Annotated in this window: 24 protein-coding genes and 1 pseudogene; 17 read left to right on the top strand and 8 right to left on the bottom strand. The window is 32.9% G+C overall.

Annotation, left to right across the window (positions count from 1 at the left end; genetic code table 11):
• The first annotated feature begins 7 nt into the window (after positions 1-7).
• From R2I74_RS02550 to R2I74_RS02530, 5 genes are all read left to right on the top strand, one after another.
• Positions 8-1,513: an NADH-quinone oxidoreductase subunit M gene (locus R2I74_RS02550; protein WP_316353677.1), complete on the top strand. Its 1,506-nt coding sequence runs from the start codon at positions 8-10 to the stop codon at positions 1,511-1,513.
• A 160-nt stretch (positions 1,514-1,673) separates the two neighbouring features.
• Positions 1,674-3,083, top strand: coding sequence for an NADH-quinone oxidoreductase subunit N (locus tag R2I74_RS02545; RefSeq protein ID WP_316353674.1), 1,410 nt, complete (start codon positions 1,674-1,676; stop codon positions 3,081-3,083).
• 90 nt (positions 3,084-3,173) lie between these two features.
• Positions 3,174-3,929: a biotin--[acetyl-CoA-carboxylase] ligase gene (locus R2I74_RS02540; protein WP_316353670.1), complete on the top strand. Its 756-nt coding sequence runs from the start codon at positions 3,174-3,176 to the stop codon at positions 3,927-3,929.
• Between the two features lie 311 nt (positions 3,930-4,240).
• On the top strand, positions 4,241-5,890 hold the full coding sequence (locus R2I74_RS02535) for a potassium-transporting ATPase subunit KdpA (RefSeq protein ID WP_316353667.1): 1,650 nt from the start codon (positions 4,241-4,243) through the stop codon (positions 5,888-5,890).
• Between the two features lie 155 nt (positions 5,891-6,045).
• On the top strand, positions 6,046-6,249 hold the full coding sequence (locus R2I74_RS02530) for a hypothetical protein (RefSeq protein WP_316353665.1): 204 nt from the start codon (positions 6,046-6,048) through the stop codon (positions 6,247-6,249).
• A gap of 132 nt (positions 6,250-6,381) precedes the next feature.
• Here the strand turns inward: R2I74_RS02530 and R2I74_RS02525 are convergent, their stop codons facing one another.
• Positions 6,382-6,912, bottom strand: a complete 531-nt coding sequence (locus R2I74_RS02525; protein WP_316353661.1) for a gamma carbonic anhydrase family protein — start codon at positions 6,910-6,912, stop codon at positions 6,382-6,384.
• A gap of 141 nt (positions 6,913-7,053) precedes the next feature.
• Positions 7,054-7,941 carry a transporter substrate-binding domain-containing protein gene (locus R2I74_RS02520; RefSeq protein WP_316353658.1) on the bottom strand — a complete coding sequence of 296 codons (888 nt, stop codon included), beginning with the start codon at positions 7,939-7,941 and terminating at the stop codon, positions 7,054-7,056.
• A 207-nt stretch (positions 7,942-8,148) separates the two neighbouring features.
• Here R2I74_RS02520 and recO point away from each other — a divergent pair, with 207 nt between their 5' ends.
• The gene (gene recO / locus R2I74_RS02515) at positions 8,149-8,871 is read left to right on the top strand and encodes a DNA repair protein RecO (protein ID WP_316353654.1); all 723 of its coding nucleotides are present in this window, start codon (positions 8,149-8,151) and stop codon (positions 8,869-8,871) included.
• Positions 8,872-8,875: 4 nt separating this feature from the next.
• On the opposite strand, the gene R2I74_RS02510 is transcribed toward recO, so the two are convergent.
• Positions 8,876-9,112 (bottom strand): hypothetical protein, encoded by a 237-nt coding sequence (locus R2I74_RS02510; protein WP_316353650.1) that lies wholly within the window; start codon positions 9,110-9,112, stop codon positions 8,876-8,878.
• 146 nt (positions 9,113-9,258) lie between these two features.
• Here R2I74_RS02510 and R2I74_RS02505 point away from each other — a divergent pair, with 146 nt between their 5' ends.
• The 3 genes from R2I74_RS02505 to R2I74_RS02495 all read left to right on the top strand — a co-directional run bounded on the left by R2I74_RS02505 (position 9,259) and on the right by R2I74_RS02495 (position 12,823).
• Positions 9,259-9,744: a helix-turn-helix domain-containing protein gene (locus R2I74_RS02505; RefSeq protein ID WP_316353080.1), complete on the top strand. Its 486-nt coding sequence runs from the start codon at positions 9,259-9,261 to the stop codon at positions 9,742-9,744.
• A complete protein-coding gene (locus R2I74_RS02500) occupies positions 9,738-10,298 on the top strand; it encodes an IS630 family transposase (RefSeq protein ID WP_316353004.1) in 561 nt (186 codons plus the stop codon). Before R2I74_RS02505 ends, R2I74_RS02500 begins: the two co-directional genes overlap by 7 nt.
• Before the next feature lie 281 nt (positions 10,299-10,579).
• Positions 10,580-12,823 (top strand): tetratricopeptide repeat protein, encoded by a 2,244-nt coding sequence (locus tag R2I74_RS02495; protein WP_316353646.1) that lies wholly within the window; start codon positions 10,580-10,582, stop codon positions 12,821-12,823.
• Between the two features lie 210 nt (positions 12,824-13,033).
• On the opposite strand, the gene R2I74_RS02490 is transcribed toward R2I74_RS02495, so the two are convergent.
• Positions 13,034-14,158: an IS91 family transposase gene (locus R2I74_RS02490; protein WP_316352999.1), complete on the bottom strand. Its 1,125-nt coding sequence runs from the start codon at positions 14,156-14,158 to the stop codon at positions 13,034-13,036.
• Between the two features lie 115 nt (positions 14,159-14,273).
• Complete coding sequence (locus R2I74_RS02485) at positions 14,274-14,819, bottom strand: recombinase family protein (protein ID WP_316353643.1); 546 nt, start codon at positions 14,817-14,819, stop codon at positions 14,274-14,276.
• A gap of 84 nt (positions 14,820-14,903) precedes the next feature.
• Between R2I74_RS02485 and R2I74_RS02480 the strand changes: the two are divergent.
• The 4 genes and pseudogenes from R2I74_RS02480 to elbB all read left to right on the top strand — a co-directional run bounded on the left by R2I74_RS02480 (position 14,904) and on the right by elbB (position 17,522).
• Positions 14,904-15,733, top strand: a pseudogene (locus R2I74_RS02480) (IS5 family transposase).
• A gap of 136 nt (positions 15,734-15,869) precedes the next feature.
• Positions 15,870-16,043, top strand: a complete 174-nt coding sequence (locus tag R2I74_RS02475; protein ID WP_316353640.1) for a PD-(D/E)XK nuclease family transposase — start codon at positions 15,870-15,872, stop codon at positions 16,041-16,043.
• Between the two features lie 110 nt (positions 16,044-16,153).
• Positions 16,154-16,732, top strand: coding sequence for a hypothetical protein (locus R2I74_RS02470; protein ID WP_316353637.1), 579 nt, complete (start codon positions 16,154-16,156; stop codon positions 16,730-16,732).
• A gap of 124 nt (positions 16,733-16,856) precedes the next feature.
• Positions 16,857-17,522 carry an isoprenoid biosynthesis glyoxalase ElbB gene (gene elbB, locus R2I74_RS02465; RefSeq protein ID WP_316353634.1) on the top strand — a complete coding sequence of 222 codons (666 nt, stop codon included), beginning with the start codon at positions 16,857-16,859 and terminating at the stop codon, positions 17,520-17,522.
• Positions 17,523-17,665: 143 nt separating this feature from the next.
• On the opposite strand, the gene R2I74_RS02460 is transcribed toward elbB, so the two are convergent.
• Entirely contained in the window at positions 17,666-19,108 is a 1,443-nt protein-coding gene (locus R2I74_RS02460; RefSeq protein WP_316353632.1) for an Npt1/Npt2 family nucleotide transporter, read from the bottom strand.
• Positions 19,109-19,387: 279 nt separating this feature from the next.
• On the opposite strand from R2I74_RS02460, the gene R2I74_RS02455 reads away from it, so the two are divergent.
• Positions 19,388-19,618 (top strand): cation-transporting P-type ATPase, encoded by a 231-nt coding sequence (locus tag R2I74_RS02455; protein WP_316353629.1) that lies wholly within the window; start codon positions 19,388-19,390, stop codon positions 19,616-19,618.
• A 14-nt stretch (positions 19,619-19,632) separates the two neighbouring features.
• On the opposite strand, the gene R2I74_RS02450 is transcribed toward R2I74_RS02455, so the two are convergent.
• A protein-coding gene (locus R2I74_RS02450) for an IS5 family transposase (RefSeq protein ID WP_316353063.1) occupies positions 19,633-20,462 on the bottom strand; the annotation gives its coding sequence in 2 pieces (ribosomal slippage) (positions 19,633-20,072 and positions 20,072-20,462; 831 coding nt in all).
• 19 nt (positions 20,463-20,481) lie between these two features.
• Here R2I74_RS02450 and R2I74_RS02445 point away from each other — a divergent pair.
• Positions 20,482-21,318: an HAD-IC family P-type ATPase gene (locus R2I74_RS02445; RefSeq protein ID WP_316355253.1), complete on the top strand. Its 837-nt coding sequence runs from the start codon at positions 20,482-20,484 to the stop codon at positions 21,316-21,318.
• A 128-nt stretch (positions 21,319-21,446) separates the two neighbouring features.
• Complete coding sequence (locus R2I74_RS02440; protein WP_316353628.1) at positions 21,447-23,867, top strand: N-6 DNA methylase; 2,421 nt, start codon at positions 21,447-21,449, stop codon at positions 23,865-23,867.
• On the opposite strand, the gene R2I74_RS02435 is transcribed toward R2I74_RS02440, so the two are convergent.
• The gene (locus tag R2I74_RS02435) at positions 23,842-24,744 is read right to left on the bottom strand and encodes an IS1595 family transposase (protein WP_316353625.1); all 903 of its coding nucleotides are present in this window, start codon (positions 24,742-24,744) and stop codon (positions 23,842-23,844) included. The two genes, R2I74_RS02440 and R2I74_RS02435, sit on opposite strands and share 26 nt — an antisense overlap.
• Before the next feature lie 831 nt (positions 24,745-25,575).
• Here R2I74_RS02435 and ruvA point away from each other — a divergent pair.
• Positions 25,576-26,160, top strand: a complete 585-nt coding sequence (gene ruvA / locus R2I74_RS02430; protein ID WP_316353623.1) for a Holliday junction branch migration protein RuvA — start codon at positions 25,576-25,578, stop codon at positions 26,158-26,160.
• The last annotated feature ends 262 nt before the right edge of the window (positions 26,161-26,422 follow it).

Here is a 26,422-nt window from a genome sequence, read left to right as displayed (position 1 = left end):
TTTAGGAATGTTAGAATTGCCAGTATTATCCATTAGTGTTTTGTTGCCATTAGCTAGTGCGCTATATATTGCTTTTTTTATTAGCCAAAGTCAAACTGCTAACAAGCAATTATATGCTATGTATGTGGCGACTTTAAGCTCAATTCTAACTTTAATTTCCACTATATATATACTAGTGATGTTTGATACTAGTAATCCTGACTATCAATTTGTTGAGCAGTATAGTTGGATTAATGCTATTGGGCTTGAATTTTATGTAGGTATTGATGGTATATCGATATATTTTGTCTTTCTAACAGCCTTACTTACTTTGATCTGCATTATATCAAGTGTTTTTACTATAAAGAAACAAATAAAAGAATATTTATTATGTTTTTTATTACTAGAATCGTTTTGTATAGGTGCATTTAGCTCGCTTAATTTATTATTATTTTATTTATTTTTTGAGGTTATCTTAATACCAATGTATCTCATTATTGGAGTATGGGGTGGAGATAACAGGATATATGCAGCCTTTAAGTTTTTCTTATATACTTTTTTTGGTTCGGTATTTTTCTTGTTAGCCTTGATTTATATTTATGCCAATGCTCACACTTTTAGTATTCCAGCTTTAGCCAATATTGTTCCAGGATTTAGTGATTCAACACAAAAAATCTTATGGATCGCAACTTTTATTGCTTTTGCGGTGAAAGTGCCTATGCCGCCATTTCATACATGGTTGCCTGATGCTCACGTTCAAGCTCCGACAGCAGGATCAGTAATGTTAGCGGGTATTCTATTAAAATTAGGGGCTTATGCTTTCTTGAGAATTTCTTTACCAATGCTACCACTCGCTTCAGCTGAATTTTCAATATATGTGGTGATCATTAGTGTCTTTGCTATAATTTATGCTTCATTTACAGCGCTTGCACAACAGGACATGAAAAAAATGATTGCTTATTCATCGGTTGCTCATATGGGATATGTTACCGCTGGTATTTTTACTTTTACTGAAGCTGGCATTAATGGGGCAATATTTCAGATGATCAGTCATGGTATTGTGTCTGCTGCTTTATTCTTGATTGTTGGCGTATTATATGAAAGAAATCATACCAAGATGATTGATCAATATGGTGGTGTTGCACATAAAATGCCACTCTTGGCAGTGTTATTTATGATTAGTATGCTTGGGGCAGTGGGATTACCAGGTACTAGTGGTTTTATCGGAGAATTTTTTAGTTTAGTAGGTATTTTGAAAATAAATATCATAGCAGCGATTTTTGCTGCAACTGGAGTAATATTTGGTGCAGTATATATGTTAAAATTATACAAGGAAGTGATGTTGGGGATTGTTGGACAAAGAATTGTAGATTTTAAAGATCTGAGATGGTATGAAACTCTTGCTTTGCTGCCGTTAATTATTTGTATTATTTATTTTGGGATTATACCTGGTGGGATAATGGAAGCGCTAGAATTACCAGTGCATAATCTTACACAAATCTACACTGGTATACTAACGCGAGTTGCCAATTAAAATTGCCGAAAAACTCGCGCTTCCTCAGGCAAGATAGCTGGAACTGGCCTTTGGGGTGTTGATAAAATATTTTAATGCGTGCTATCTAGTTTCACTTGTATGAGTGTAAAAAACTGGAATTGTTGAATTTAATTGAAGTACATTTGTGTTAACGCATTTTATGATAATAATGCCAGAGTTTATATTGACAGTTCTTGCGCTATTGGCGCAGCTGGCGGCTGTATTTTGTCGTGAACGTGTAAACTTAATTGTTAAGATTACGATTATGGTACTAATGTTTTTGATGTTAGTACTAGTGCTATTATTAGGCTCTCATGGTATGGGATGTAACGGATCATTTGTTAGTAACTTTGGTACATCGTTTTACAAATTACTGGTACTTGGCTTTACAATAATGAGCATAGTAATATATTATGAATTTTGTAAAATATCTGCTGTGAATATCAGAATGGAATATATAACCTTGTTATTATTTTCAACAGTTGGAGTTTTTTTATCGATCTCATCACGTAATTTATTATTATTATTCTGTGGATTAGAATTAACTGCGTTGGCTGGATACGCTTTAGCAGGGTTTAACCTAGATATAAAATCTGCAGAAGCCGCAGTAAAATATTTTGTATTAGGAGCATTACTTAGCTGTATCACTTTGCTAGGGATGTCGTTTTTATATGGTTTTGCTGGCAGTTTGGACTTTAAAGTAATCTTTGAGATGTTTAATAACGCAGCACAGCTTCCTAATATAGGGATTATTATTGGTGCTGTATTAATGTTAAGTGGTTTGTTATTTAAATTTTCTGCGGCACCGCTGCATATGTGGACTCCTGATGTATATGAGGGGTCATCAGTAACTACTGTTACCTATTTTGTAACAGCGCAAAAAATAGGAGTACTATTTGTTTTACTGAATATACTTACTTTAATGATTGGAGAATATCCACAAATTACCGTGTCTTTAATTAAAATTGTTGCTATATTTTCGATGGTTATTGGTTCACTTGGAGCCATTATGCAAAAATCTATAAAAAGATTAATGGCATATAGTACAATTTTAAATGTTGGTTATGTCTTAATGGGAATATCTTTATCTTTGCATAATGTTGCTGGAATTTTATCAGCCATAGTTTATATGGTTATTTATATTATTGCAGCGTTAGGTTTTTTTGCTTGTCTTATTGCGTTGCTTGGAAAAAATGCTGAAGAAGCAACTTTTGATGATATTAGCGGTATTGCTACAAACAGAAAAGCGATTGCGGCAGCAATTGCAGTGATGATGTTTTCTATGATAGGCTTACCGCCATTAGCAGGATTTTTTGGTAAATATTATATTTTTTACCAGGCAATCAAACAACAAGAAATAATGCTTGCTGTTATTGGGATGATGAGTAGTATTATCGCTAGTTATTATTATTTGAAGATTGTTAGGTCAATGTATTTTGCTGACAATATTAAGCAAATAGAAATAATACCAACTAGTAACGGTTTATTATTTATTACCTGTCTTGTGGTAACTTTCCTATTATTATTTTCATTATTTGCTGCTAATTATTTAGAATTACTAACAGCTTAAATGTATACTTTATTTAATCTTCCTTTGGAATTATGTTGTTGTAATTCCAGTCTACAGCATATTATTATACTAGACAGTAAGAGATGAATAATGCATCTGCCATGGCTTAAAAAATATAATTTACTGATTTTTGATGAAATTGATAGTACAAATTCTGAGGCAATCAGGTTAGCTAAAGCAGGAGTAACTGGTAATTTTGTCATCTGGGCTCAAAGTCAGACAGCCGGACGTGGTAAATATTCTAAAAAATGGTATTCAGAGCCTGGTAATTTTTATGCCAGTATACTACTTGAAAAAAATATTCCTATCGAAATACAACCACAATTATCATTTGCCACAGCATTAGCTGTTTATGATACTGTTATAGCCATAGCTAAGAGTGCAAATCTTACTTTAACAATTGGATTAAAGTGGCCTAATGATGTCTTAGTTGATAGCAAAAAAATAGCTGGAATCTTACTTGAATCAATCAAGTTATCAAATAGTGGTTATTTAATCATAGGAGTAGGGATTAATCTGCGATCTAACCCATCAGATATTGATCAACCAGCTACAAATTTATTTAATTTTGGCATTGATAAAGTAGGCTCTGATCAAACCTTACATTTGTTTATAAGTTTTTTTGAAAAGTATTTTTCCATGTGGCAACAGCAAGGATTTATGCCGATTAGACAATTATGGCTCAAGAAAGCTGATAAATTAAATAAAGTAATTACAATTGATGACGGTAAAAACAGAATTTCCGGTAGATTTCAGGACATAGATCTTACAGGTAATATACGAATTAAACTTGCTTGTGGTCAAATATATAGTCTATCGGCTGGCGAGGTGTTTTTTGGTTCTTGATTCTTACTAATGCCTGTAGCAAAATCCACTATACAAGGCGTCATCATCGGGAGCTCTTAGACTCCATGGTGATCGAAGTAAGCTCGAGTAAAGGGGGGGGAGCGTACCTTAAAGACTGGACACTCTCGAATATTGTTAATAAATAAATTTGATATATATGCAGCAAAAATTACTGATGTGCTTACTAGGTTTTATGATTTGTGGATGTGGTATCAAAAAACCTCTGGAAGAGCCAAATATTACCAATAGATATGTTGAAAGATTGAGTTTGTACATAAATTGACAAAGTTTACAAGGAAATCTGAATGCTAATGGCCGCCATAATTTTTTTTATTATATTAACATGGTTGGCTATTCTGCTAGGTAAATATGTAGCTTATGTTTATAGAGATGAAGCTAATTCTCTAATTAATAATTTAAGAATTCCACTATTGAATATAAAGCCGCAAACTTGGGATCAATATTTCAGAAGTTTAATGTGTTTTAATATCATATGTACTGTGGTTACCTTTATTATTATCTATTTTCAAGAATATCTACCATTAAATAGTAATTTACAAGAAGGGCTAGGGTTAGCTGCAAGTTTAAATGCAGCAGTTTCATTTACTACCGGAACCTTTTGGCAAAGTCATAATCCTGAAACCCAGTTAAGTATGTTTAGCCAATTATTTGCGTTAACCTTACAGAATTTTTTATCTGGTGGGACTGGTATCGCTGTGTTTATCGCTTTCACTAGAGGAATTATTAACAATAACAACCCTCTGCTTGGAAATTTTTATGAAGATTTCTTTAAATCAATATTTTTAATATTATTACCAATCTCTTTAGTTATATCGTTATTTTTAGTTAGCCAGTCAGTCCCTTTTGATTTTGTAGGTCAGTTAAATTATATAGATTTAACTGGTAATCAACAGCAGTTATTTATTGGACCGGTAGCCGGGCAGGTGGCTATTAAAAATTTGGTTGCTAATGGCGGTTCTTTATTTGCCAGTGCTTCAGCGCATCCTTTTGAAGCGCCGAATCGAGTGGTAGTCATATTTTCCTTATTTTTAGTGTTATGGCTACCTGTAGCTTTAATATTTACCTATGGTTATCTTTTAAAAGAACCTAAGTTAAGTTGGTCATTATATGCAGTAGTGTTATTTATCATGGTTATTTCTTTGTGGCTAATTAATCTTGGAGAAAATGAATATGGTGTACCACTGGTTTTATCAAAGGAGAGTCTGCAGGATACTTTTAATTATACTGGTAAAGAATTGATCTATGACAAATTTCCGTCTTTAATGTGGATATTATCGATTACTACCAGTTCTTCAGGATCAGCTAATGCTTGTTTGGAGAATTATTCGCCATTAAGTACATTAGTAATGTTTGCCAGTTTAGTATTAAGTAAATTTGTTCTGGAAGGGGTGGGTTCGGGTTTCTTTGCAATGCTTGCTTATTTAGTAGTGGCAATATTTTTACGCGGATTAATTACTGGTAATAATGCCAATTTTTTTGGCAAAAAAATTAGCATTCGTGAAATAAATTATGTGGTAGTCGTATTTTTATTAGTGCCAGTTGGTATATTATTTTTTACTGGTATCACATTGTTGTTGCCTATAAGTAAAGCTTTAATTACTTACCCCGCTTCGCAAGCAGTAACAGATATTACTTATAATTTTGCTTCTACTTTTACTAATAACGGCTCTGTACTCACTGGTATTAATATTGCTAATGATTACTTTAATTATACCACAGCAATAGCAATGTTAATTGGACGTTATCCAGTAATATATTATTCTTTAGCATTAAGTGGATCTTTTGCTAACAAAAAAAAGATTGTTAATCTGCGACAAGAAGAAAGCCAGTTTGGTGGTGAGCTAAGTATTTTTCTGATAATTATTGTATTGTTGGTTGGAGCAATAGCATTTTTACCTTTGGTTATCCTTGGGCCGTTCCTAGAGTTTATTAGAATGTAAGTTCTATGAGTATCAAAGGTTTCGTGCAAATATTAAGGCTTGTTTTATACTCCGGGTGAATTGGTTTAATGGCAACTTGCGTTACATTTGAGTGCTGTGCAGATTTAAAATATTTAATTGTATTAGAATGAAAATAACAGAGATCAACCCAAAAGATGCTCAATATTATTTCGATAATAAAAGTGATTCAAGCCTACGACAAAGCTATGCAAATTAATTCAAAAAATTATCGCAAGGTAGTCAATGCTTTAATCAGAGAGATTGAGTATGAGCAACAAAATGTACAGGATACCATGGTAATAGAAATCAAGACGGACAATTACCAAAAGAATCAACACTTAACCTTGTTGGTGATCTAAATCATGGGGCAAGCGTTCTCGATTCTTGAAAGTTTTCAAATGATTTCTAACGGCTAGTTTTAACTTTTTTGAACAATTGGATTATAATAAGGTGTATAAATCAAACAACTCATAAATTAAATTCTCAGATAATTATTGAGTGCTTGCTGTATTCTGGTATAGGCTAGCAAGTTTGACATAATTCTCATTAGTAGCTTGCATATGTTCTATTTCTATTTCAGTAATATAGCGAATAAATTTAGCAGGAACTCCTGCCCATAATTCTTTTGATTTGACTAATTTATTAGGTGTAATTAATGCACCTGCCGCTACAAAGCCGTACTCTTCTATTACTACGTTATCCATTACGGTTGCGCGCATGCCAATGAAAGCATTGTTTTGTATAGTGCAAGCGTGGATAAGAGCCATATGTCCTATAGTAACAAAATCACCGATTTTTACTGAGCCATTAAATCTGGAAGTATGAATCACACTGCCATCTTGAACATTAGTGTTTTTTCCTATTGCTATCGGGGCAACATCACCACGTAATACACTGTTAAACCAAATGCTTGATTTTGTTCCAATAGTTACTGTGCCGATTATTACACACCCATCAGCAATATACGCTTCTTGATCTATATTAGGAGTGATTTTTTGATATGGGATAATTTTAAATGACATAAAAAGATTGAACCTTTTGTATAGCTTATTTGATTTATAATTTTGTTATCAAAATTTGACTCAAGGCGCAGTAGGCGATTCGCGTCTACATTTTGTCTAAACAACAATCCTCAACCATTTTTAGATTATGCAAAAGGTCTATTATTGAGCAATTTGGTATTTGTTTTTTAAACTGGTAAGGTCACCTATAGTATCAATTGAGATCATGCCGTCTTCCAGCATTTTGATATATTCAATAGCTTTAGCCGAGCTAGCTGAGAAAGCAATATATATTGGTACGGAATTTTCTTCTATTCTACCACAGTTTTTAATCTTTGAGTTTAAGTTGTTACTATCCAAATAATAATTTACTACTTCCTGGCATCCGATATACACATCAGAAGTTTTATCGACTATACTATTTATAGAGTCAGCTACCGCATCAATTCCGCTTTCTACTACAAATGACCAAGGATCACGTAAGTAATTGGTAGTAATATACTGCTGTATGGAAGCATTTTTTATATCATAATCAAGCACCATAGCAATTTTTTTGCCAGTTAACGATTCTGGTTCATCATACACCCAATCAGCGCCAACTCTAGTGAATACACTAGTTACGGTAAGTGCTTGAGGGGTAGTTGAGATAATTAAATCTCTACCTCCAATATCGTTAATTCCTATCACTCCATCTATTTTACCTTCTTCTACGGCCTTTAAGGCATCAGCCCAAGGCATTAGTTTATATTCTACCTTGATTCCATAAATCTCAAAAATCTTTTGTGCCATTTCAACTAGATATCCAGGATTTTGATCATGAGGATTACAACTATAAGGACAACGATGATCGGAAGCTAATATTATAGTAGGCATTTCGGCCACAGCTCTGTTAATAGGTGTAATAAAAACTACTATACAAATTATGAGTAGATTTCTTGCGTAACTACTTAGAATGAGGTTATGTATGAGCTCTATTATTAACTTCACAATACTATACATATACAATGGTACTTGTAGCATACTGATAGATTTTACGACATTAATAGTCATGGTACCAAACTTCTTGTCTTAGTGAAAAATATACAGTAAGTTATCTTTTAAGTAAGCTATAGTAGGATAAAAGGTATAGAGGTTCAATAATCTTCTAACAAAACTTACTCTGAGAGGCAATTTTGTTAGAAAAATTAAGCAGGGAATCCTCATATACTTTGCTAATTTCTTGTTTACCAAGTTTTAAGGGAGTATTTTACGGATGATATGAATTTTCAAGATATCGGTATAATCATTGCAAAAAAGCCTTTGAAAGAGCGTAGTAGTATTATTTTATTATTTACTAAAGGGCATGGTCTATACTCAGGGGTAATCAATGAGGCTTCGTATAGATCACGTTCTATCTATCAAATAGGAAATTTGGTGGATTTTTACTGGAAAGCAAGATTGATAGAACATATAGGTAACTCAAAATGTGAATTAATAAAATCGTATAGTAATTATTTTATAGCTGATAAAACCAAGCTCTATGCTTTTAATTCAATAATTAATATCATCACCTTTGCTTTTCATGAGCGTGAACCACATAATAATTTCTTTCTACCATTAAAGCAATATTTAGATAATTTGGCAACCAGCTTTAGTTTTTTAGAATATATAAAAATTGAATTGGAGATATTAAAACATTCAGGCTATGAGCTACAATTAGAGCGTTGTGCAGTGACCAATGTTAACCATGATCTTACTTATGTTTCGCCAAAGTCAGGTAAAGCCGTGTCAACTAGCTCAGGAGCAAAATATGCTGACAAGTTGTTGCCTTTACCAAGATTTTTATCTTCATCTATACCACTTGTTATAGATGAACAATCAAAGAGGCAAGCTCTAGAGCTCACCAGCTATTTCTTCAATCGATATTTTTCTCATAATGGTCAGCCGCAGTCAGTCGCTAGAAATATGTTTATAGAACATATATTATGTGCAAAAACTTAACCTTCTATTCCGAATCTAGAAGCGAATTTTTTATCTCTCCAGCACCAGTAAAATAGTCAATAGCGTTACCTATGGTACCTATGGTAATTATTACTGCTCCTGTTGTGGCAACAGGATAAGTATAATATTCTGGTTCGTTAGAAGTAATATTATCATATGTTAGGTAGCTCATTAGAGCAGATAAAGCAACAAAAAAGCTACTATAACCTATAGCTTGAGCAGCTGAAGTAAATGGTTTCATATGTTTAATTTAATGTTATTTATATTAATATATAATCACATTTTTTTAACATTTTGTCAATATTATTATACCAATTGCAATAATTAACGCGGTGGCCTAAAATGGATTTTTAACGGATAAAAGGTACTCAAATAGCTAAGTTAATATTGCCGCTAGGTTTTCATGATCATGATTTTATAAAAATGATGAAACATGAGCCGCATGGTCGGAATCGCATACGTTTATTGGCGATGTATCACCTTCAATTAGGCAAATCTTTTAAAGCCATATCTGCAATAGTGAAGTTGCACTGGAAAACCGTGCAATCATGGCTCAGAAGATTTAGAAATCATGGTTTTGAAGGTTTATTTGAATCACAAAGAAGCGGCGCTCCTAGGAAGATTAACACTCTACAAGAATCTGCTCTTTTTGATAAAATCAATATGCTCAGTGAAAGTGAAACTGGCGGGTATATAACCGCAAAGGAGCTACATAACATGTTGCTTGAGGAATATGGCGCTAAATGCGCTTTAAAAACAGTCTACAATACTATGCATCGCCTTGGTTTTAGCTGGATTACTTCTCGTTCAATGCATCCAAAGTCAAATCAAGAGACTCAAAATACATATAAAAAAACTTCCCAGACATGTTAACAGAATTATTACCAAAAAATATCGATAGATGTAACGTTGATATATGGTCTCAGGATGAAACTCGAGTTGGGCAACAAGGTAGCTTAACTCGTATATGGGCTAAACGCGGCACTAGACCCCGTAAAGTTCGGCAACAGCAATTCATTTCAACATACATTTACGGAGCTGCTTGCCATGATACGGGAGAATCTTTTGCATTAATTTTACCATATGCCAACACACGGGCAATGAATAAATTCTTAGAAGACCTTTCTCTCACTACTCAAAGCAACCGACATATAGCTTTACTAATGGATAATGCAGGTTGGCACACAGCCAAAAAACTAACTGTTCCAAGCAATATCACTTTGATACCGCTTCCGCCTTATGCACCAGAACTTAATGCAATGGAACAAGTTTGGGAGTGGATCAAAAATCATTTCTTGTCTAACCAATGTTACGGTGCATATGAAGATATTGTCACTATGGCTTGTTACGCTTGGAATCAACTTGCTCAGAATGTAGATTTAGTAAAATCAATTATGTATAGAGACTGGATAAATACACCGTGTTAATTATTGCAATCGGTATTATTTGTCTTATTAATATTATTTTTATCGACTGCGTGTTCGGGATGACATTAGGTATTCGGGATGACGTTTAATGTGTCTGAGACGACATTATTGGTATAAATATTATTAATATATAAAAATGTAATTCATGTGTTATATTTTCATATATTAATAATTGCTAAAAATACAACTTATAGTATATTAAATCTAACAAAAGCATACTTTAGGGTAAAATATTATCTTTGTTAGAGAATGCTGGTTTTGTTGTTAAATCAGGAGGGGTTATGAGTAAGCTAAATCTAATATTTGATCATAAAAATTATAATAACTATTTTTCTAGACAGCTAAGACCACAACCACCGCTTTCGGCCAAAACATCATTGCCGCAAGATATTACGCGGATATTACCTGTAAGTGAGCAGCAACAAGTAGTACTCACTTACTTGCCAGCGAAGGTTGCCGCCACATATCTATACGATAGAGAGCAGGATATGTGTTATGATCTTAAGCGAGAAAACTGGCCATCAGTACTAAGAAGTGTAACTAATATAAAAGAATTTAACCATATTACTGCAGCTGCAACCACCTATGCCAGAGTCAGCATTTTAAGTAACGGTGATTTTAGCTTGGATCTCCAACCACGTCTTCACGGTGGGATGATTGAGGAGAATGAACAAGATCCGAAATTTTGGTTTGGTAAGGGTAATAAGTGCTACACTGTAGGTAAAAAAGAAGAAGCTGCCAATTGTTACATTACTGCAATCAGACTCGATAATAATTATGCTGATGCTTACACCAATTTGGGGGCGGTTTTCTTTGAGTTAGGGAAGCTTGATCAAGCAATCACTCTTTATACTGAAGCAATTAGGCTAAACCCTAGTAATGACGCTGCTCATCATAATAAGGGTTTTACTTTATCTGAACTAGGTAAATTCGATGAAGCGATCAGTTGTTATAGTGAGGCGATCAGGCTGAAGCCTAATCACCCAATGTATCACTACAAAAAGGGTGCTGCTCTATCTGAGACAGGTAAGTACGCAGAGGCGGTGTTATGTTATGATCAAGTGCTTAATTTAGACCCTAATGACGCTGATACTTACAGTGTAAAAGGTGTGGCTTTGTTTAAGTCAGGTAGGTATGAAGAAGGGAAGCGGTGTTTCGATACAGTAATTAAACTTTATCCTAATGATCCTAATAACTATAACAATAAAGGTAATGCTCTCCATGATTTAGGTAATTTTGATGAAGCAATAGAATGTTATGATCATGCAATTGATCTAGATGATAATAAATCGAGTTATTATTACAACAAAGGTGTTGTTTTATCTAGGTTAGGAAGAGAAAAAGAAGCAATAAAATGTTATGATATTGCTATTAATTTAGATCCTAGCAATGTAGCGTATTACAATAACAAAGGTAATGCTCTCAAGGTTTTAGGTAAGTTAGAAGAAGCACTTGAGTGCTGCAATATGGCAATCAACCTAAGTCCTGAAAATGCGTTATATTACTGCAATCGTGGTAAAGCTTTCAATAGTTTAGGTGATAGTGCAAGAGCTTTAGATGATTTTAATCAAGCCTATCGTTTGGCACAAGAGGGTAAATTAAACCACCTAACCAAAGGCAACATTACCCATATTAATGAAACATTAGATCATGATCGTAATCTATTACTAAAAAAATTGACAGAGTTGCAAGAAAGTTCGATTGAGGTTGAACAAAAATTGCGTAGATTTAAAACGTTTAATATAAGTGATAGGGTCGTACAGGAAAATATCAATAAGATCACTCAAGAATTTGACCAAGCTAAAGCAGAAAAAACACAAGCTATTAATGATGCAGTTGAGGCAATGGATCCAAAGCCACATACTGCAGCGCAAATTGCGTTAGACGCAGACCGTCTTGATGAATTGACTGAGAGATTTGTAGTAATGCAGCGTCAGCTTGAAGCACTAATGACTAAAAACAGCGAATTAGAGACTGAGGTTAAAAAGATACACGAGGTATTAGATGCCGCTGGTGTCAGAGAAATGGCAGCGGTCAATCAAATGCTTGGGTCACTTAAAGCAGAACCAAAACTGTACAATTATTATACTACTGCCTATTGGGTATTACTCAATTATATTGGTGCTTACCGAAATTTGGAAACCGGATTAATTCAAGGTGACGCAGGTAGCGACCGAGTCGAGCAAGCAAAGGCAGTTAGTAGTGCTGCACTTGGTGTAGTCACTAGCATCAGTACGCTAGCAACTAAGGCAGCAAATTATGGTACTAAATTAATTGAAGGAGTTCCTTTGTTAGGTGGAGCAATCAAGCTGATCGATGTAATGATTAGTGATGCTTATCATGCTTATAAAAATGAAAAATCATCACAACGTCAAAGTATAATTAATAGTTTAGTTAGAACTTATTCTACTGACGGGCATTTGAGTATTGGCATTGCTAAAGCAGTAATAGCAGTAGTAGGCGCAAAGAAGGATCAAATATTGCATTGTGAGGGACATCCAAAATCATATAGTGCTATTTTATAGTATAGGAATTTCAAAAATTTTACCAAAAATATTTTTTTGAAAATTTTAAAATTTTCTTTAAAAATTTGGTTGTTAAATTGTGATATTAGAAATTATTGACACTTGTATAAAAATCTTCTCTTAAAATCTATCTCAAAATAGGCCAATTTTTTAAAATTATATTAACGTGGCGTGAAGCAACGGTTCACCATATGAATATCACCGAGGCGTTCACAATAATTCATTGATCTTCACTAATAACAAGGGTGGAGATAAACCGTAATAAACCTGTCTCAGGCTCATAAATTGATTACAGTTTGGACAAGATAACGGATCTTTTTTAAAGTTTAACCAAATCATTAATCTCCAGTTCAATGACTTGATTTTCTTAGGTATAATTTGGTTTATCGCCTTATATACAATAGGTAGTTGTATTCCTCTAGTTCTGTTAGATAAAAAGCCGTAGTACCTTATTATTCGAAAATAACGATCGGGTATGTGCATAATCAGGCTAGATATAAACTGCAGTACAGGCATTGTGACGTGATCAATCGTGTTATTGTAGTGGTCAAGAAATCTAAACGTTACTTGCAGTCCATCATATTCCTCTATTCTTGCCTCAGAAATAGGAGGTCGTTTTATATATCGCCCTAAATAGTTTATGTTGCGTTTATGATCGTCTGATGGTTTTTGCAAATAAACATACCAACTGATTTCATATAGGCCGATCATCCAGTTGTTAAAATCGCCATCATTTTGATATTTCGACGGTAATTTCAAATTACTTGAGGCGTATTCTGAGCGAAATAACTCAAGAATTCTATGTCTCCACATTTTTTTAATAGGCTCGGCAGGGAAAAATAATTTACGCCAATTACCCTTGCTATCTATACCGCCGCAAGTAACCGATAAATGGATATGAACATTACGTTTTAAATCTCTACCGAAGGTGTGCAGGGCAGTAAATATAGCGACTACAATCTTTTTCTTTGTTGCTATTTCCTTAATAATTCCGGCGGCAACAGCAGAAATTAATCCAAACAGATTGCGATTAAGCCAAAATATTGGCCATAATGAGTCGGGCATTGTAAATGTAATGTGCTGCCAACGTGTCTTTGGTAGAACATTGGTAGCTTTACTTATCCATTGATCTGTTTGCTTCTTACCGCAACGAGAACAAAATCTACCTTTACAACTAAATACTACTGATTTACCGTGATCACATGTAGGGCAGCTATAACTCTTAAATCCTAAATATTTCGTTCCGCACAATATAACTTTAGTAACGTTAAAGATAATACCATACCTCAGCTCGCTATATTTTTCAGTGAAATCGACGCCAATTACCCCGATCAAGAAAAATATGTTTTATAGAGATTCCTTTACCGATTATTTCCATCTTTTACTCTGATTATTTGTAATGACTTGCATATTACCTTTGATAACAGAAGTTGGCAAGAGATGTAAAAAGCTAAGCTGCCACCGATAGGTGGCTTATCTTGTACTGATCAATGGACTGCGGCCTCCCCTTATAAATACCCTTGCTTTTTGCCGCAGCAATACCGTCAGCTTGTCGTTCACGGCGTAAGTTAGTTTCAAACTCGGCGAAGACGCCGAGCATATCAAAGAATGCTTTGCCTGTTGCAGTTGAGGTATCAACCGGTTGCTCTATGGTAATGAGGTGAGCGCCTTTTGCTTTGAGTAGATCTACTATAATTTGTAAATCTTTTAACGAACGTGCAAGACGATCTATACGTGTTACTACTAAGTATTCATCTTTATGAATAAAATCCAATATATTATTTAGCTCTTTTCGATCTGCTAAATTATTTCCGCTTTTTTGTTCGGTTCGGATAATTTCACAATTTGCTGCTTTAAGTGCGATAATTTGAGAGTCTAGATTTTGTTCCACAGTTGATGTGCGTGCGTAACCGATTTTTGTCATAAAATGTATATTTTGGGTATATCCAAAAAATACATCACTTAATGAACAGAATTCGGCAAAATAACTGTTCATTTTAAGTCTAATTTTCGTTAATAGACCTCTTTCGAAACTGGACTAAATATGTTATAAAGTCGAATTTACTTAATTTAGAACTATATGAGATATAAAAATTTAAGCATTTTATCGGAAGAGCATTTTAGAAGATTAACAGGGGTAAGAAATAGTACATTTGAAAAGATGGTAGGGATTTTAAAGACAGAGAAACAAATAAATAGGAGGTACCAAGGTGGCAGAAGAGCTAGTCTTAGTATGGAAGACAGCCTATTAATGACACTTGAATATTTAAGGGAATACCGTACCTATTTTCATATAGCTAAGAATTATGGAGTTAGCGAAAGCAGTGCATTTAAAACAATTCGTTTTGTTGAAGACACTCTAATAAAACATCCGGATTTTGCTCTTCCAGGTAAGAAGGCTCTAGTTAAAAGCGGTATGGAGTATGAATTAGTTTTAATAGATGCTACAGAAAGCCCTATAGAGCGACCCCAAAAAAACAGAAATACTATTACTCAGGTAAAAAGAAAAGACATACGTTAAAGACTCAAATAGTAGTAGATAAGAAAAGCAAACGAGTCATATGCACTTCTTTTTCCAATGGTAAGCGTCATGATTTTAAATTATTTAAAGAATCAAGAACCCATATACTGCCTGAGGTTAAAGTGATTACTGATACTGGTTATCAAGGCTTACAGAAGATTCATACAAATTCTGAGCTACCAAAGAAAAAGAGTAAAAAGAATGCTTTAACTAAAGAAGATAAGAAAAATAATAGAAGTTTAGCAAGTGACAGAGTATTAAATGAAAATGTTATCGGTGATAAATTATGTTAAAGCGTTTTAAAATAATTGCATCGAAATAGACGCAAAAGATTTGGTCTTAGGTTCAATTTAATTGCTGGTTTATATAATTGGGAGCTTGGTAAATGAGTTTCGAAAGAGGTCTAATATACAAAAATCATCGACAGCATATCCAAAATATACATTTTTCCATCGAGTAAATGTTTTGTATATTAATTGCTCTAATTATATAATTAATTTCAATAATTAGTATATTGCATTTCAAATGACAGAAAGAATTTCTCCTAGAATAGATATAGCCTTCAAAAAAATCTTCGGTGTTGAAGAAAACAAGGATCTACTTATTTCTTTAATAAATTCAATCGTAGGAGCTGATGATCAAGTATCGGAAGTAACGTTACTTAATCCCTATAGGGGTCAAATGGAAGAAGCACCATAAATGTCGTTTTCAAATTTTTGCTGTCAGGCCTTCTAGCCACAAACCCTCCAAATTTCCGACAAAGTGTTTGTGGCTAGAAGGCCTACTTATCAGAATTAAGCAAAAGAAGTATGCCATTTAAACTGTTAATGGGGAATTCAATGGCAATGAAACCTAGTAGCACAGAATTAATAAATATTGATGGAGAACTGTTAACTTCACTTTTTAAAGGTCGTGAAGAAGCAGAACAAGCCTATCAGTTTGCAGTTGAGAATGGATGTAAAGAAAAGGAAATTAGTGTTTTTTTATTAGAGAAAACTCGAGATAAATATTTCTTAAACGGTAAAAACTCAATAAAAATTGATAACAATAAAACTATGAGGGGTAAAGGATTGGAAGGTGCTCGGAGCACGGCTATAGGCTTATTTGCTATAGCTGTAATGACTGTAGGAACTACTTTACTTCTACCTGGAATTGGAGGCTTAGTGGTGATAGGGCCATTGGCAGCAGATTTAACTACTCCAGGAATTACTCATAATACTAGTAGCTTAGAGGAAGCCTTGCGTAGATGGGGTATTGCCAGGGAAAAAATTGCTAATTACACCTCAGGGCTTATAACAGGAGGAATATTAATAGGAGCAAAGATTCATCCTTACTCAAGTTATATATTAGTAAAAAATTATTGGACGGCTATAAGCAAGATGTCCTAAATATTACCTGTAAATTAAACGGTACTATATTGCGATAAGACTAGGAATTATGCCTATATTAACTACACTAGTAATGCATACTAAAAAATCACATTTAAGAATATAATAATTGGTTGAGGAAATTATGATAAGAGTTGCTGTAGTAATTTCAGGCTGTGGTGCTTTGGATGGAGCCGAAATTTTTGAGACAGTATTTACGTTACTTGAGCTAGATAAAAATAATGTAGATACTAAGATTTTTGCTCCAGATCAAAAACAACATTCTGTTATCAACCACTTAACTAAAGAAGAAATTGCTGAAGAGCGGAATGTACTTGTTGAATCGGCACGCATTGCTCGTGGAAAAATTGAAGCACTAAATAAATTGCAGGTACAAGATTTTGATGCTTTAATATTGCCAGGCGGCTTTGGAGCAGCAACAAATTTATCTGATTTAGCCTTTAAAAATGAAAACGCTACAGTAATCGAAGACTTGAAAAAGATCATTATCGAGTTTCATAGATCCTCAAAGCCTATTGGAGGAATATGTATTGCCCCTACGATTTTAGCAGCGGTATTAAAAAATCAGGCTAAAATTAGAATTACTCTTGGTGACAAAAATGAACTTATTACTAAATTGGATGCAATAGAAGAAATTTGTTTAGCTGAAGATATAGTTATAGATAAAGAAAATAAACTAGTCACTACTCCTGCTTTTATGTTAAACGCCTCGTTAACTCAAATACATAGGGGAATTAGTAAGTTGGTTAATAAGATCCTTAAGATGCATAATAACACTATTGTTGAATGAAGGCAAAATATCAGTAGAGAACGTTCAACAAACCATAGGCGTTAAGTTAAGGAAATGAAGAATAACCCATCTTGCTTGAGACCGTTTATAATCGAAGTAATTGTAAGATAATCCAATGTCATTGTGAAAGCAAACCGCTACACTTACCCTTGGGTTTTTGCTATATATTGTTTATTTAATAATATAATAGCAATTACCCAAAAACCTCCTACACACATGGATATTAATAAAAAAAGTAATGAAAATTGGTTATAACAGGCACCGGGAATCATTATAAATAATGTTGATTGCAGCAAAGCCCCGCCAGATTTTCCTATGCGTTCACCAAGTAAATCTACCGCTGTTTTACCTTTGTCTTTTAAATCTTCTTTTAATGGTATGTAAGCAAGTTCTTTGGTTGTATCAAACAATGCAAATTTTGTTGCCTTTATTAATATTAAATGTATCGAACCAATTAAAACAGCCCATACCAGATATAAATGCTCTGATATAAATTGAGTTAAGAATTTATCTAGAAAAATCCAACAAAAGAATATGCTACTTGTGATCAACGCTATGATTGGAGGAATAATAGCAGAAGTTAACCAAGGCAGTTTTCTTATCATTATACTTCCAATTAACATCATTACTACTGAAACTATACCAATCCATTTTTGGTAATCAGCCATAAATAAAATATACTCATTTGTTGAAGGATATAAACTTACAACTTGTGCTTTCCATAATCCTTGGCTTAAAGTTATAATAATACCATAAGACATAACAGCTATTGCAAGAAGCCATAAATATTTAGAACTAAATACTAATTTTAAACTTTCTCTAAAAGAAAGTTGTCGTTTCCTTATGGGTGTTATAGCAGATCCTGCAAATAGAGAGTTTTCTTTTTTGGAGAGTATATGTAAATACTTAAATAATATCATACATATCAAGCCTACTATTACTATTAAAACAGTAATATAAGAAATAGATTTAATAGTGACATTATTTAAGGCAATTTGTTTTAAAATCATTCCACTGCCGATAAAAGAAAGATTACCTATAAGACCAAACATCGGGTAGAAACGCTTAGCTTGTTCGGTAGGAGTTATGCTATTAGCATATTGCCAGAATGATAACATTAACATTACATTGATCCAAAGATCAGAGAAAATATTAAATAACGCTAGAGGCCAATTACCATAGATAATGATAAACCATTTTAAATGAGGAAAGTCATTAATTAATTTTTTAGTAAAATTAAGATCAGGTCTAATATACTCAAGATTTGGATATAATAGAAAAGAAAAGGTGGTAAAGAAAATAAGAAAGAAACTACAAATCAAGTAAAATAATTTTTCTTTATCTTGGATCATAGTGCTTATTTTAATATAAATTAGAGTAAATATAAATATCGTAGGCAATACTACCCATAACTCTATAAAACTTATAGCTTCAGCACCAAAGCTCGATACAATTAAACTTTCTTTCAAAGAATAAATGCAGCTATAATTAAATAAAATAAAGAAAATCAAAGCTGCCATCAGGATGAATTTTGTAAGTTCTTCCTTCTTCACTACTAGCAATAAATTTAACAAATGACTAAGCATACTTATTTAGTTTATATTTATTGTTAAGACATAAGTTGTATTAATTTATTTTAACTAAGTTATTTATAGAAAGCAATCTATACCATCAAGTTGTGGTAAATTACTAGATTCTAGGCATAACATTTTCCAATTGACTATAAATTTTTCTAAACGGTGAATTACAAACAATTTGACGATGCCTACTAATGCCTGAAGCTTATATATCAAGTTAGTTATTATTAGTTTAAGCTAAACCTAAATCTAATAAGCTTAGAAGTATAATATGGGAGATAAGGCTATATGATTGATATTTCTTGGTGGGAAATGTCTATGGACGAGTTAAAGCAATTTATTAATACTAATAATTACAATGGGTTAAGCACTAATGAAGTCAAAGAGTTAGCTCAGAGATTTGGTTCTAATATAATTAAAAGCTCCAAAAAATATATATTGATTATTCAGTTCTTATCGCGTTTTAAGAATCCATTAATACTACTATTATTAATAGTTGGAGTTATCTCTCTATATTAGACCTCTTTCGAAACTCATTTACCAAGCTCCCAATTATATAAACCAGCAATTAAATTGAACCTAAGACCAAATCTTTTGCGTCTATTTCGATATTTATCAGCAATTATTTTAAAACGCTTTAACATACCGATAACATTTTCATTTAATACTCTGTCACTTGCTAAACTTCTATTATTTTTCTTATCTTCTTTAGTTAAAGCATTCTTTTTACTCTTTTTCTTTGGTAGCTCAGAATTTGTATGAATCTTCTGTAAGCCTTGATAACCAGTATCAGTAATCACTTTAACCTCAGGCAGTATATGGGTTCTTGATTCTTTAAATAATTTAAAATCATGACGCTTACCATTGGAAAAAGAAGTGCATATGACTCGTTTGCTTTTCTTATCTACTACTATTTGAGTCTTTAACGTATGTCTTTTCTTTTTACCTGAGTAATAGTATTTCTGTTTTTTTGGGGTCGCTCTATAGGGCTTTCTGTAGCATCTATTAAAACTAATTCATACTCCATACCGCTTTTAACTAGAGCCTTCTTACCTGGAAGAGCAAAATCCGGATGTTTTATTAGAGTGTCTTCAACAAAACGAATTGTTTTAAATGCACTGCTTTCGCTAACTCCATAATTCTTAGCTATATGAAAATAGGTACGGTATTCCCTTAAATATTCAAGTGTCATTAATAGGCTGTCTTCCATACTAAGACTAGCTCTTCTGCCACCTTGGTACCTCCTATTTATTTGTTTCTCTGTCTTTAAAATCCCTACCATCTTTTCAAATGTACTATTTCTTACCCCTGTTAATCTTCTAAAATGCTCTTCCGATAAAATGCTTAAATTTTTATATCTCATATAGTTCTAAATTAAGTAAATTCGACTTTATAACATATTTAGTCCAGTTTCGAAAGAGGTCTATTTAAAAGACACTCCTAGTTTTATTGTTATTTCCTTAATTACATTTGTAAGTGTAACTCTTGATTTTTATCAGGAATATAAAGCTTTTAATACTATTGAATCCTTAAAAAAACTTGTTGCTTTAAAGTGTACAGTAATAAGAGATAATGAAAAACAGGAAATTTATGCTGATCAATTGGTGCCAGGAGATATTATTTTATTGGTTGCAGGAGATATCGTGCCTGCAGATTGTAGAGTAATTGAGTCAAGAAATTTATCGGTAAATAAATCTACTTTTACAGGAGAAGCATATGATTTAGACCTTAATTATAGCAATAATACTATAAATTTTGCTGATATGTTACTTATGGGTAGTGTTGCTATCTCAGGTACAGCCAAAGCAATAGTATGTCGTATAGGACTTGCTACAGAATTTGGCAAAATAGCTCGAACCGTTACTTCTAGAACTCATACTACAGCATTTGAGATTGGGATAAAAGATTTAGGGTTGTTTTTAATGCGTATTAGTACTTTGGGTACTCTATTAGTATTGTTGGTTAACTTCATTCTTCATAAAACATTACTAGAATCATTTATCTTTGCTATTGCTTTAGCTGTCGGCCTTACCCCCGAATTATTACCAATGATTTCAACTGTTACTATGGCTGTAGGGGTAAGAAACATGGCTAAAGAGCAGATGATAGTTAAAAAATTAATAGCCATGCAAAATATAGGAAGTATGAATATATTATGTACTGATAAAACCGGTACTTTAACTGAAGGAGCAGTTAAATTAAAGGTAATTATCCCTTGACAACAAGTAATCAAAAGATATAATAAAAATATCGCACTAATCTAGCTCTTATTTAGTAATCTTATTGGATTTCTATTTACTTTAGAAGTAAAAAACTTATTCAATAAGATAAAAAAGGTAAAACAACAATGTCACCCCTTGCAGAACAACAAACTGAATGGATAATAAATAATAATCTAATAAATAAAGGTTGGCATATAGATGGAGATTCAAAACTTAAAAATGTATATTTCCAAAAACCACCTTATCCAGATCAGCAAAAGAAGTTAAAAGGTAAGAAGCCTGATTACATACTTTACCAAACAGGTACAAATAGACCGATAGCAATAATAGAGGCTAAAAAAAGCGGAATAAATCTTGAGCCAGCTCTTAATCAAGGTACAGAATACGCAAAGGCCTTAAATGTTCCTTTAGTTTTTGCGATGAATGGAGCTTATTGTGAAACTCGTTTTGTTCCAAATAATAAGGAGCTGATTTTAAATGGTGAAGAGGTAAGAGAATTACTAAGAGAAAGGGAAGCTTTAGCATTCTTAAATGCTAACAGTAACGAAACTTGGACAATTCCTCAAGAGGTAAAAGTTTCAAGAGATGAACTAATATCTCAATTTAGAAATCTAAACGATGTTTTAAGAAGTGAAGGATTGAGAGCTGGAATTGAAAGATTTAGTGAATTTGCAAATATCCTGTTTTTGAAATTGCTAAGCGAAGACAACAAAAAGTCTTGGTGGAATTCCATAAAATCACAATCAAACGAGGATATAATAGGATATGTGAACAGCTATGTAATAGAGCAAATTCAGGATAAATACGGAGGCGATGTTTTTACTCCTATTTCAATAAAAAATCCTCAAACACTTAGACATATCATTGACGCTATTGACCCGCTAATTTTATCAACAATAGACACGGATATAAAAGGCGACGCTTTTGAATATTTTCTGGAAAAAACAACCTCGACCGAAAATGACCTAGGTGAATATTTTACGCCTAGAAATGTTGTAAAAACTATAATCAGCCTTGTTGAGCCTAAATTTAAGGAATCGGTCTATGATCCATTTTGCGGTACAGGAGGATTTTTAACAGAAGCATTTAACTACATAAAAGAAAACAATATTATTGAAAGTGAAGAAGATTTAAAAAGATTAAAATATAATACACTTTACGGCAGAGAAATAACTACAACCGCAAGAATTGCTAAGATGAATATGGTTTTGCATGGAGACGGACATAGTGGAATACAACAAATTAATACTCTTATAAATCCTGATTATATTTTGCCAAACGGAGAAATAAAAAAATTTGATGTAATAGTTACAAATATGCCTTTTTCTCAAACTATTACAAGAAAGGTTAGTATAAACGGTAAAATTAAAACAGAGAATAATATATCACCTCTTTATTACAACGGAATTGCTAAAAACAATGGTGATGCTGCCTGTGTTTTACACTGTCTTAGAGCCTTAAAAGATGGTGGTAGAATGGCTTTAGTAGTGCCAGAGGGTTTTTTATTTAGGAAAGATACCGCTAACGTGCGCAAGTTTTTATTATCAAAAGCAAGGCTACAGAGTGTCCTTTCTTTACCTCAAGGAACTTTCTTGCCTTATACGGGAGTAAAAACGGACATTCTTTATTTTACCGATGCTCACAGACCTAATAACCAAAAGAATTATTGGTTTTTCGAAGCTAAAAATATAGGGGTTACTCTTGATAATCATAAAAGAAAAATTAAGGGAAATAATGATTTAAAGAAGATAGAAAGCTCAGACATTAAAAAGCCAGATAAAACGCTGGATTTACAAGACAATATGCTCGAAATAGGCTTTGAAATTATAGATTTAGAGAAGGTTAAGAATAATGGTTATAACTTAGTTGGAAACGTTTATAGAGATAATAACAGCAAAGCTAACTTTGTTCTTGTTAAGCTACAACAGATTGCCGTAATTGAAAGCGGCAACTCGGCTCCACAAGAAAGTTCATTATTTGAAGGTGGTACATATCCATTTTTTAGAGTCTCAGATGTTGCTAAAGAACACTTATCTACTAATTTAATTAGCACTCGCGATAAATTAAATAATAAAGGAACTAAAGGATTGAAGTTATTTTCTAAAAATTCTATTCTTTTTCCAAAGAGCGGAGCTTCAACCCTATTGAACCATCGTGCAATTATGGGATGCGATGGTTATGTAGCTTCACATTTAGCAGTTATTCAACCTGATGAAAATAAAGTATTATGTGAATATCTTTATTATATATTATCAAGTATAGATGCAAAGGATATTAGTTTAAATGATGGGTATCCATCAATTAGGATTCAGCGTTTACAAGATATAAATATCCCTCTTCCTTCTCTTGAAGAACAACAAAAAATAGTAAAATCAATCCAACAAAAAGAAAAAGAAATTCAAATGTTAAAAGATAAAATTAAAGAAAACAAACAGTTTATAAATCAAGAGATTAACAAAATCTGGCAATTGGAAGAAGAAATTAAGCCGGTAGCTGACAAATCGGTTTTTGATACCTTGATTAAACAAGCATCAAGACCTTTTTAATCATAGACTTAAATAAAGGCGTAATATCATTTCTTCTGTTGTATCTATAAGCAAACTCATTTACATAAGTTTGTAAATATTTAGGGCTAACAGAGTGATAAGTTCCGTTAATAGAACGCTTTAATTGCGACCAAAAGCCCTCAAGATTATTGGTGTGGGTATCGCCGTTGACGTACTCTTTCTTACCATGGTCAACTGTATCGTGGCTATAACCCATAAACTTAAGTGAGTTATAAACTTTGTATTCATCTGTTTTTACTTCCGCAGTAATACAAATATTGTCACGAACAAAAGGCTTTACAATTGAGCTTTGTGTATGGTTTACTACTTTGGCGATAATATTACCTTGTCTTTCAACTGCTCCAAGAACTGCGGATTTAGTCTTAAGTGAACGACCTTGATTGCTAGGTGTTTTTTTATGCTTATGTTTATTTATTTCTTTACCCCCCACATAAGTTTCATCTATTTCAACAATATTGGTTAGCATACTTACATTCTCATCAAATAACTTTCTGATTTGCTTAGCGATACGATAAGCACATTTATAAGTAACACCTAATTGTCTTTCTAATTCTTTTGCTGATACTCCGTTTTTAGAAGTAGAAAAAAGAAATATAGCATAAAACCAGTTTTTCAAGCTTGTAGATGATTTATGAAATATTGTGTCTGCTAGAGGATGCAACTGATTCCCACAATAAGCACAAGCATAACATTTACGATCTGTTACCTTATGATAACTAAATTTATCATTGCATTTAGGGCAATTTTCTAAATAAGAATATCTGTTTAAAAATATTTGATGCAAACAAGCGTTATCATCAATATATTTCTCATTGAATTGTTTTATTGTAAATTTTTCTTTTTTGATTTTATCCATAATCATCTATACTTTTTGTACTTAATCAGGTATAGATTTTTTCTTACTTGTTGTCAAGGGATAATTACCTAAATTTATATATTGATTTTATTTTAAGCTGATGTGATTTTTTTAGATAATCTTCTTCAACATTATCAAAAGGAAGAGGAATTTCTGAGATGTCGTATAAAAGGTTGTTAATAAGAAGCTGTAGTGGTAACATATGTAGAAATGGAAGGAATGGAGCAGCTAAAGCCATGCTGATCATGTTACCAAAATTGTGAGATTCACAGACATTAGTTTCAATTTTTTGTCCCTATGTTCTATTGTAAGAATAACTTAAAATTGGCATTTTACGTTGTGTACGATCTATTGCATAAAAGTAATTTTAGCGAGTGAGTCATAAGTACCTCGAGATTTTTGAGTTTGTTTTCGATTGTAACCTGGCGTTATAACCCTAGCAACTATTCAAACGTTTCGAGGGAAAGGGCTAAAGTACCTTGATGACGACACGGTTATAACAACCTATTGCGAAACGGTCGCTTACGCCCGCGAACTCCTCTCTTAATCTTAGAGAAGTTCTTTCCCTCTTATCTTCATTATACCATATTCTTTTTTTACAATTGCGAGGGAACGCAGCTCAGACTACTGGAACTGGCCTCTGTAGTGTTTAAAAAGTATTTTAATTGGCAACTCGCGTTACTTTAAAATTACTGGAAAGCTATAACGTAACTAGCTAGTACATTTTATATTTTAATATACTTTAAAAAGTTGTATGTTTAGTTGCTTTAAGTATGATTGGTTGCTATTATCATTGCTTGAGTATATGCATTAATAACAATAGTTGACTAAATGATAGGCAGATTACGCGGTAAAGTATCATGTGCTGATGATCATGTAATAGTAGATGTAAGCGGGGTAGGGTATTTAGTATATTGTTCAACAAAAAATTTATCTAATTTAATTGAGAATGAATATTATCAATTTTTTATTGAGACTCATGTTAGGGAAGATCACATAAATCTTTACGGATTTTTATCGATAGATGAAAAACATACTTTTAATATGCTATTGTCAGTTAATGGCATAGGGCCAAGGTTAGCATTAGCTATTCTATCTCATCTTACTCCTTATCAAATTAGTATTTCAATTAGTGCGCGAGATAAAGATATATTTAAGGCCGTTACAGGAGTAGGTGCAAAAATGGCTGAAAGAATTATTATTGAATTAAAGGATAAATTGCCAGGTATGCCTATATCACTTGAGGATATAAGTGGTAATGGTAACAATAATATTGCGATGGATGCGATATCAGCTTTAGTAAATTTAGGAATTAACAAAACCGAAGCCCAAAATATAGTAAGTACAGTTTTAGTTTCACAGCCTGATGTTTCGATAGATGAGTTGATTAGATTAGCTTTTAAATATACTCGTTAAGCTTATCGAATTAGCGGTGTTGTATTAGATTTACAGTTCTTTGAACCATACGCGTAGTTAAGGAAAAAGAGACAATATAAACAGTTTTGCTTAGCACCTATGTCGTCATTGCGAGGGAGCTTTGCTCCCGTGGCAATCCAGAAAATGTGAAAGACTATTTAACTGGAGTGCTACGGCAGCTGCGCTCCCTCGCAATGACGATTGAGCATCAATTTCCCTTAAACTTGGTGTGTATGGTTCTTTGAACATTCTCGCTTGATTT

Origin of the sequence: Candidatus Trichorickettsia mobilis, from assembly GCF_963422225.1 — a bacterium.
Classification (GTDB): Bacteria; Pseudomonadota; Alphaproteobacteria; order Rickettsiales; family Rickettsiaceae; genus Trichorickettsia; species Trichorickettsia mobilis_B.
This window is presented reverse-complemented; position numbering and strand designations above follow the sequence as displayed.

Coding starts and splice junctions, on each gene's coding strand:
- R2I74_RS02520 (WP_316353658.1), bottom strand. CDS start 7,941: ATGACTATTAATGTCGTAAAATCTATCAGTATGCTACAAGTACCATTG.
- R2I74_RS02500 (WP_316353004.1), top strand. CDS start 9,738: ATGTTAACAGAATTATTACCAAAAAATATCGATAGATGTAACGTTGAT.
- R2I74_RS02475 (WP_316353640.1), top strand. CDS start 15,870: ATGACAGAAAGAATTTCTCCTAGAATAGATATAGCCTTCAAAAAAATC.
- recO (WP_316353654.1), top strand. CDS start 8,149: ATGAATTTTCAAGATATCGGTATAATCATTGCAAAAAAGCCTTTGAAA.
- R2I74_RS02540 (WP_316353670.1), top strand. CDS start 3,174: ATGCATCTGCCATGGCTTAAAAAATATAATTTACTGATTTTTGATGAA.
- R2I74_RS02435 (WP_316353625.1), bottom strand. CDS start 24,744: ATGGATAAAATCAAAAAAGAAAAATTTACAATAAAACAATTCAATGAG.
- R2I74_RS02485 (WP_316353643.1), bottom strand. CDS start 14,819: ATGAACAGTTATTTTGCCGAATTCTGTTCATTAAGTGATGTATTTTTT.
- R2I74_RS02495 (WP_316353646.1), top strand. CDS start 10,580: ATGAGTAAGCTAAATCTAATATTTGATCATAAAAATTATAATAACTAT.
- R2I74_RS02535 (WP_316353667.1), top strand. CDS start 4,241: ATGGCCGCCATAATTTTTTTTATTATATTAACATGGTTGGCTATTCTG.
- R2I74_RS02440 (WP_316353628.1), top strand. CDS start 21,447: ATGTCACCCCTTGCAGAACAACAAACTGAATGGATAATAAATAATAAT.
- elbB (WP_316353634.1), top strand. CDS start 16,857: ATGATAAGAGTTGCTGTAGTAATTTCAGGCTGTGGTGCTTTGGATGGA.
- ruvA (WP_316353623.1), top strand. CDS start 25,576: ATGATAGGCAGATTACGCGGTAAAGTATCATGTGCTGATGATCATGTA.
- R2I74_RS02525 (WP_316353661.1), bottom strand. CDS start 6,912: ATGTCATTTAAAATTATCCCATATCAAAAAATCACTCCTAATATAGAT.
- R2I74_RS02550 (WP_316353677.1), top strand. CDS start 8: ATGTTAGAATTGCCAGTATTATCCATTAGTGTTTTGTTGCCATTAGCT.
- R2I74_RS02455 (WP_316353629.1), top strand. CDS start 19,388: ATGATTGATATTTCTTGGTGGGAAATGTCTATGGACGAGTTAAAGCAA.
- R2I74_RS02470 (WP_316353637.1), top strand. CDS start 16,154: ATGCCATTTAAACTGTTAATGGGGAATTCAATGGCAATGAAACCTAGT.
- R2I74_RS02545 (WP_316353674.1), top strand. CDS start 1,674: ATGATAATAATGCCAGAGTTTATATTGACAGTTCTTGCGCTATTGGCG.
- R2I74_RS02460 (WP_316353632.1), bottom strand. CDS start 19,108: ATGCTTAGTCATTTGTTAAATTTATTGCTAGTAGTGAAGAAGGAAGAA.
- R2I74_RS02530 (WP_316353665.1), top strand. CDS start 6,046: ATGCTCAATATTATTTCGATAATAAAAGTGATTCAAGCCTACGACAAA.
- R2I74_RS02510 (WP_316353650.1), bottom strand. CDS start 9,112: ATGAAACCATTTACTTCAGCTGCTCAAGCTATAGGTTATAGTAGCTTT.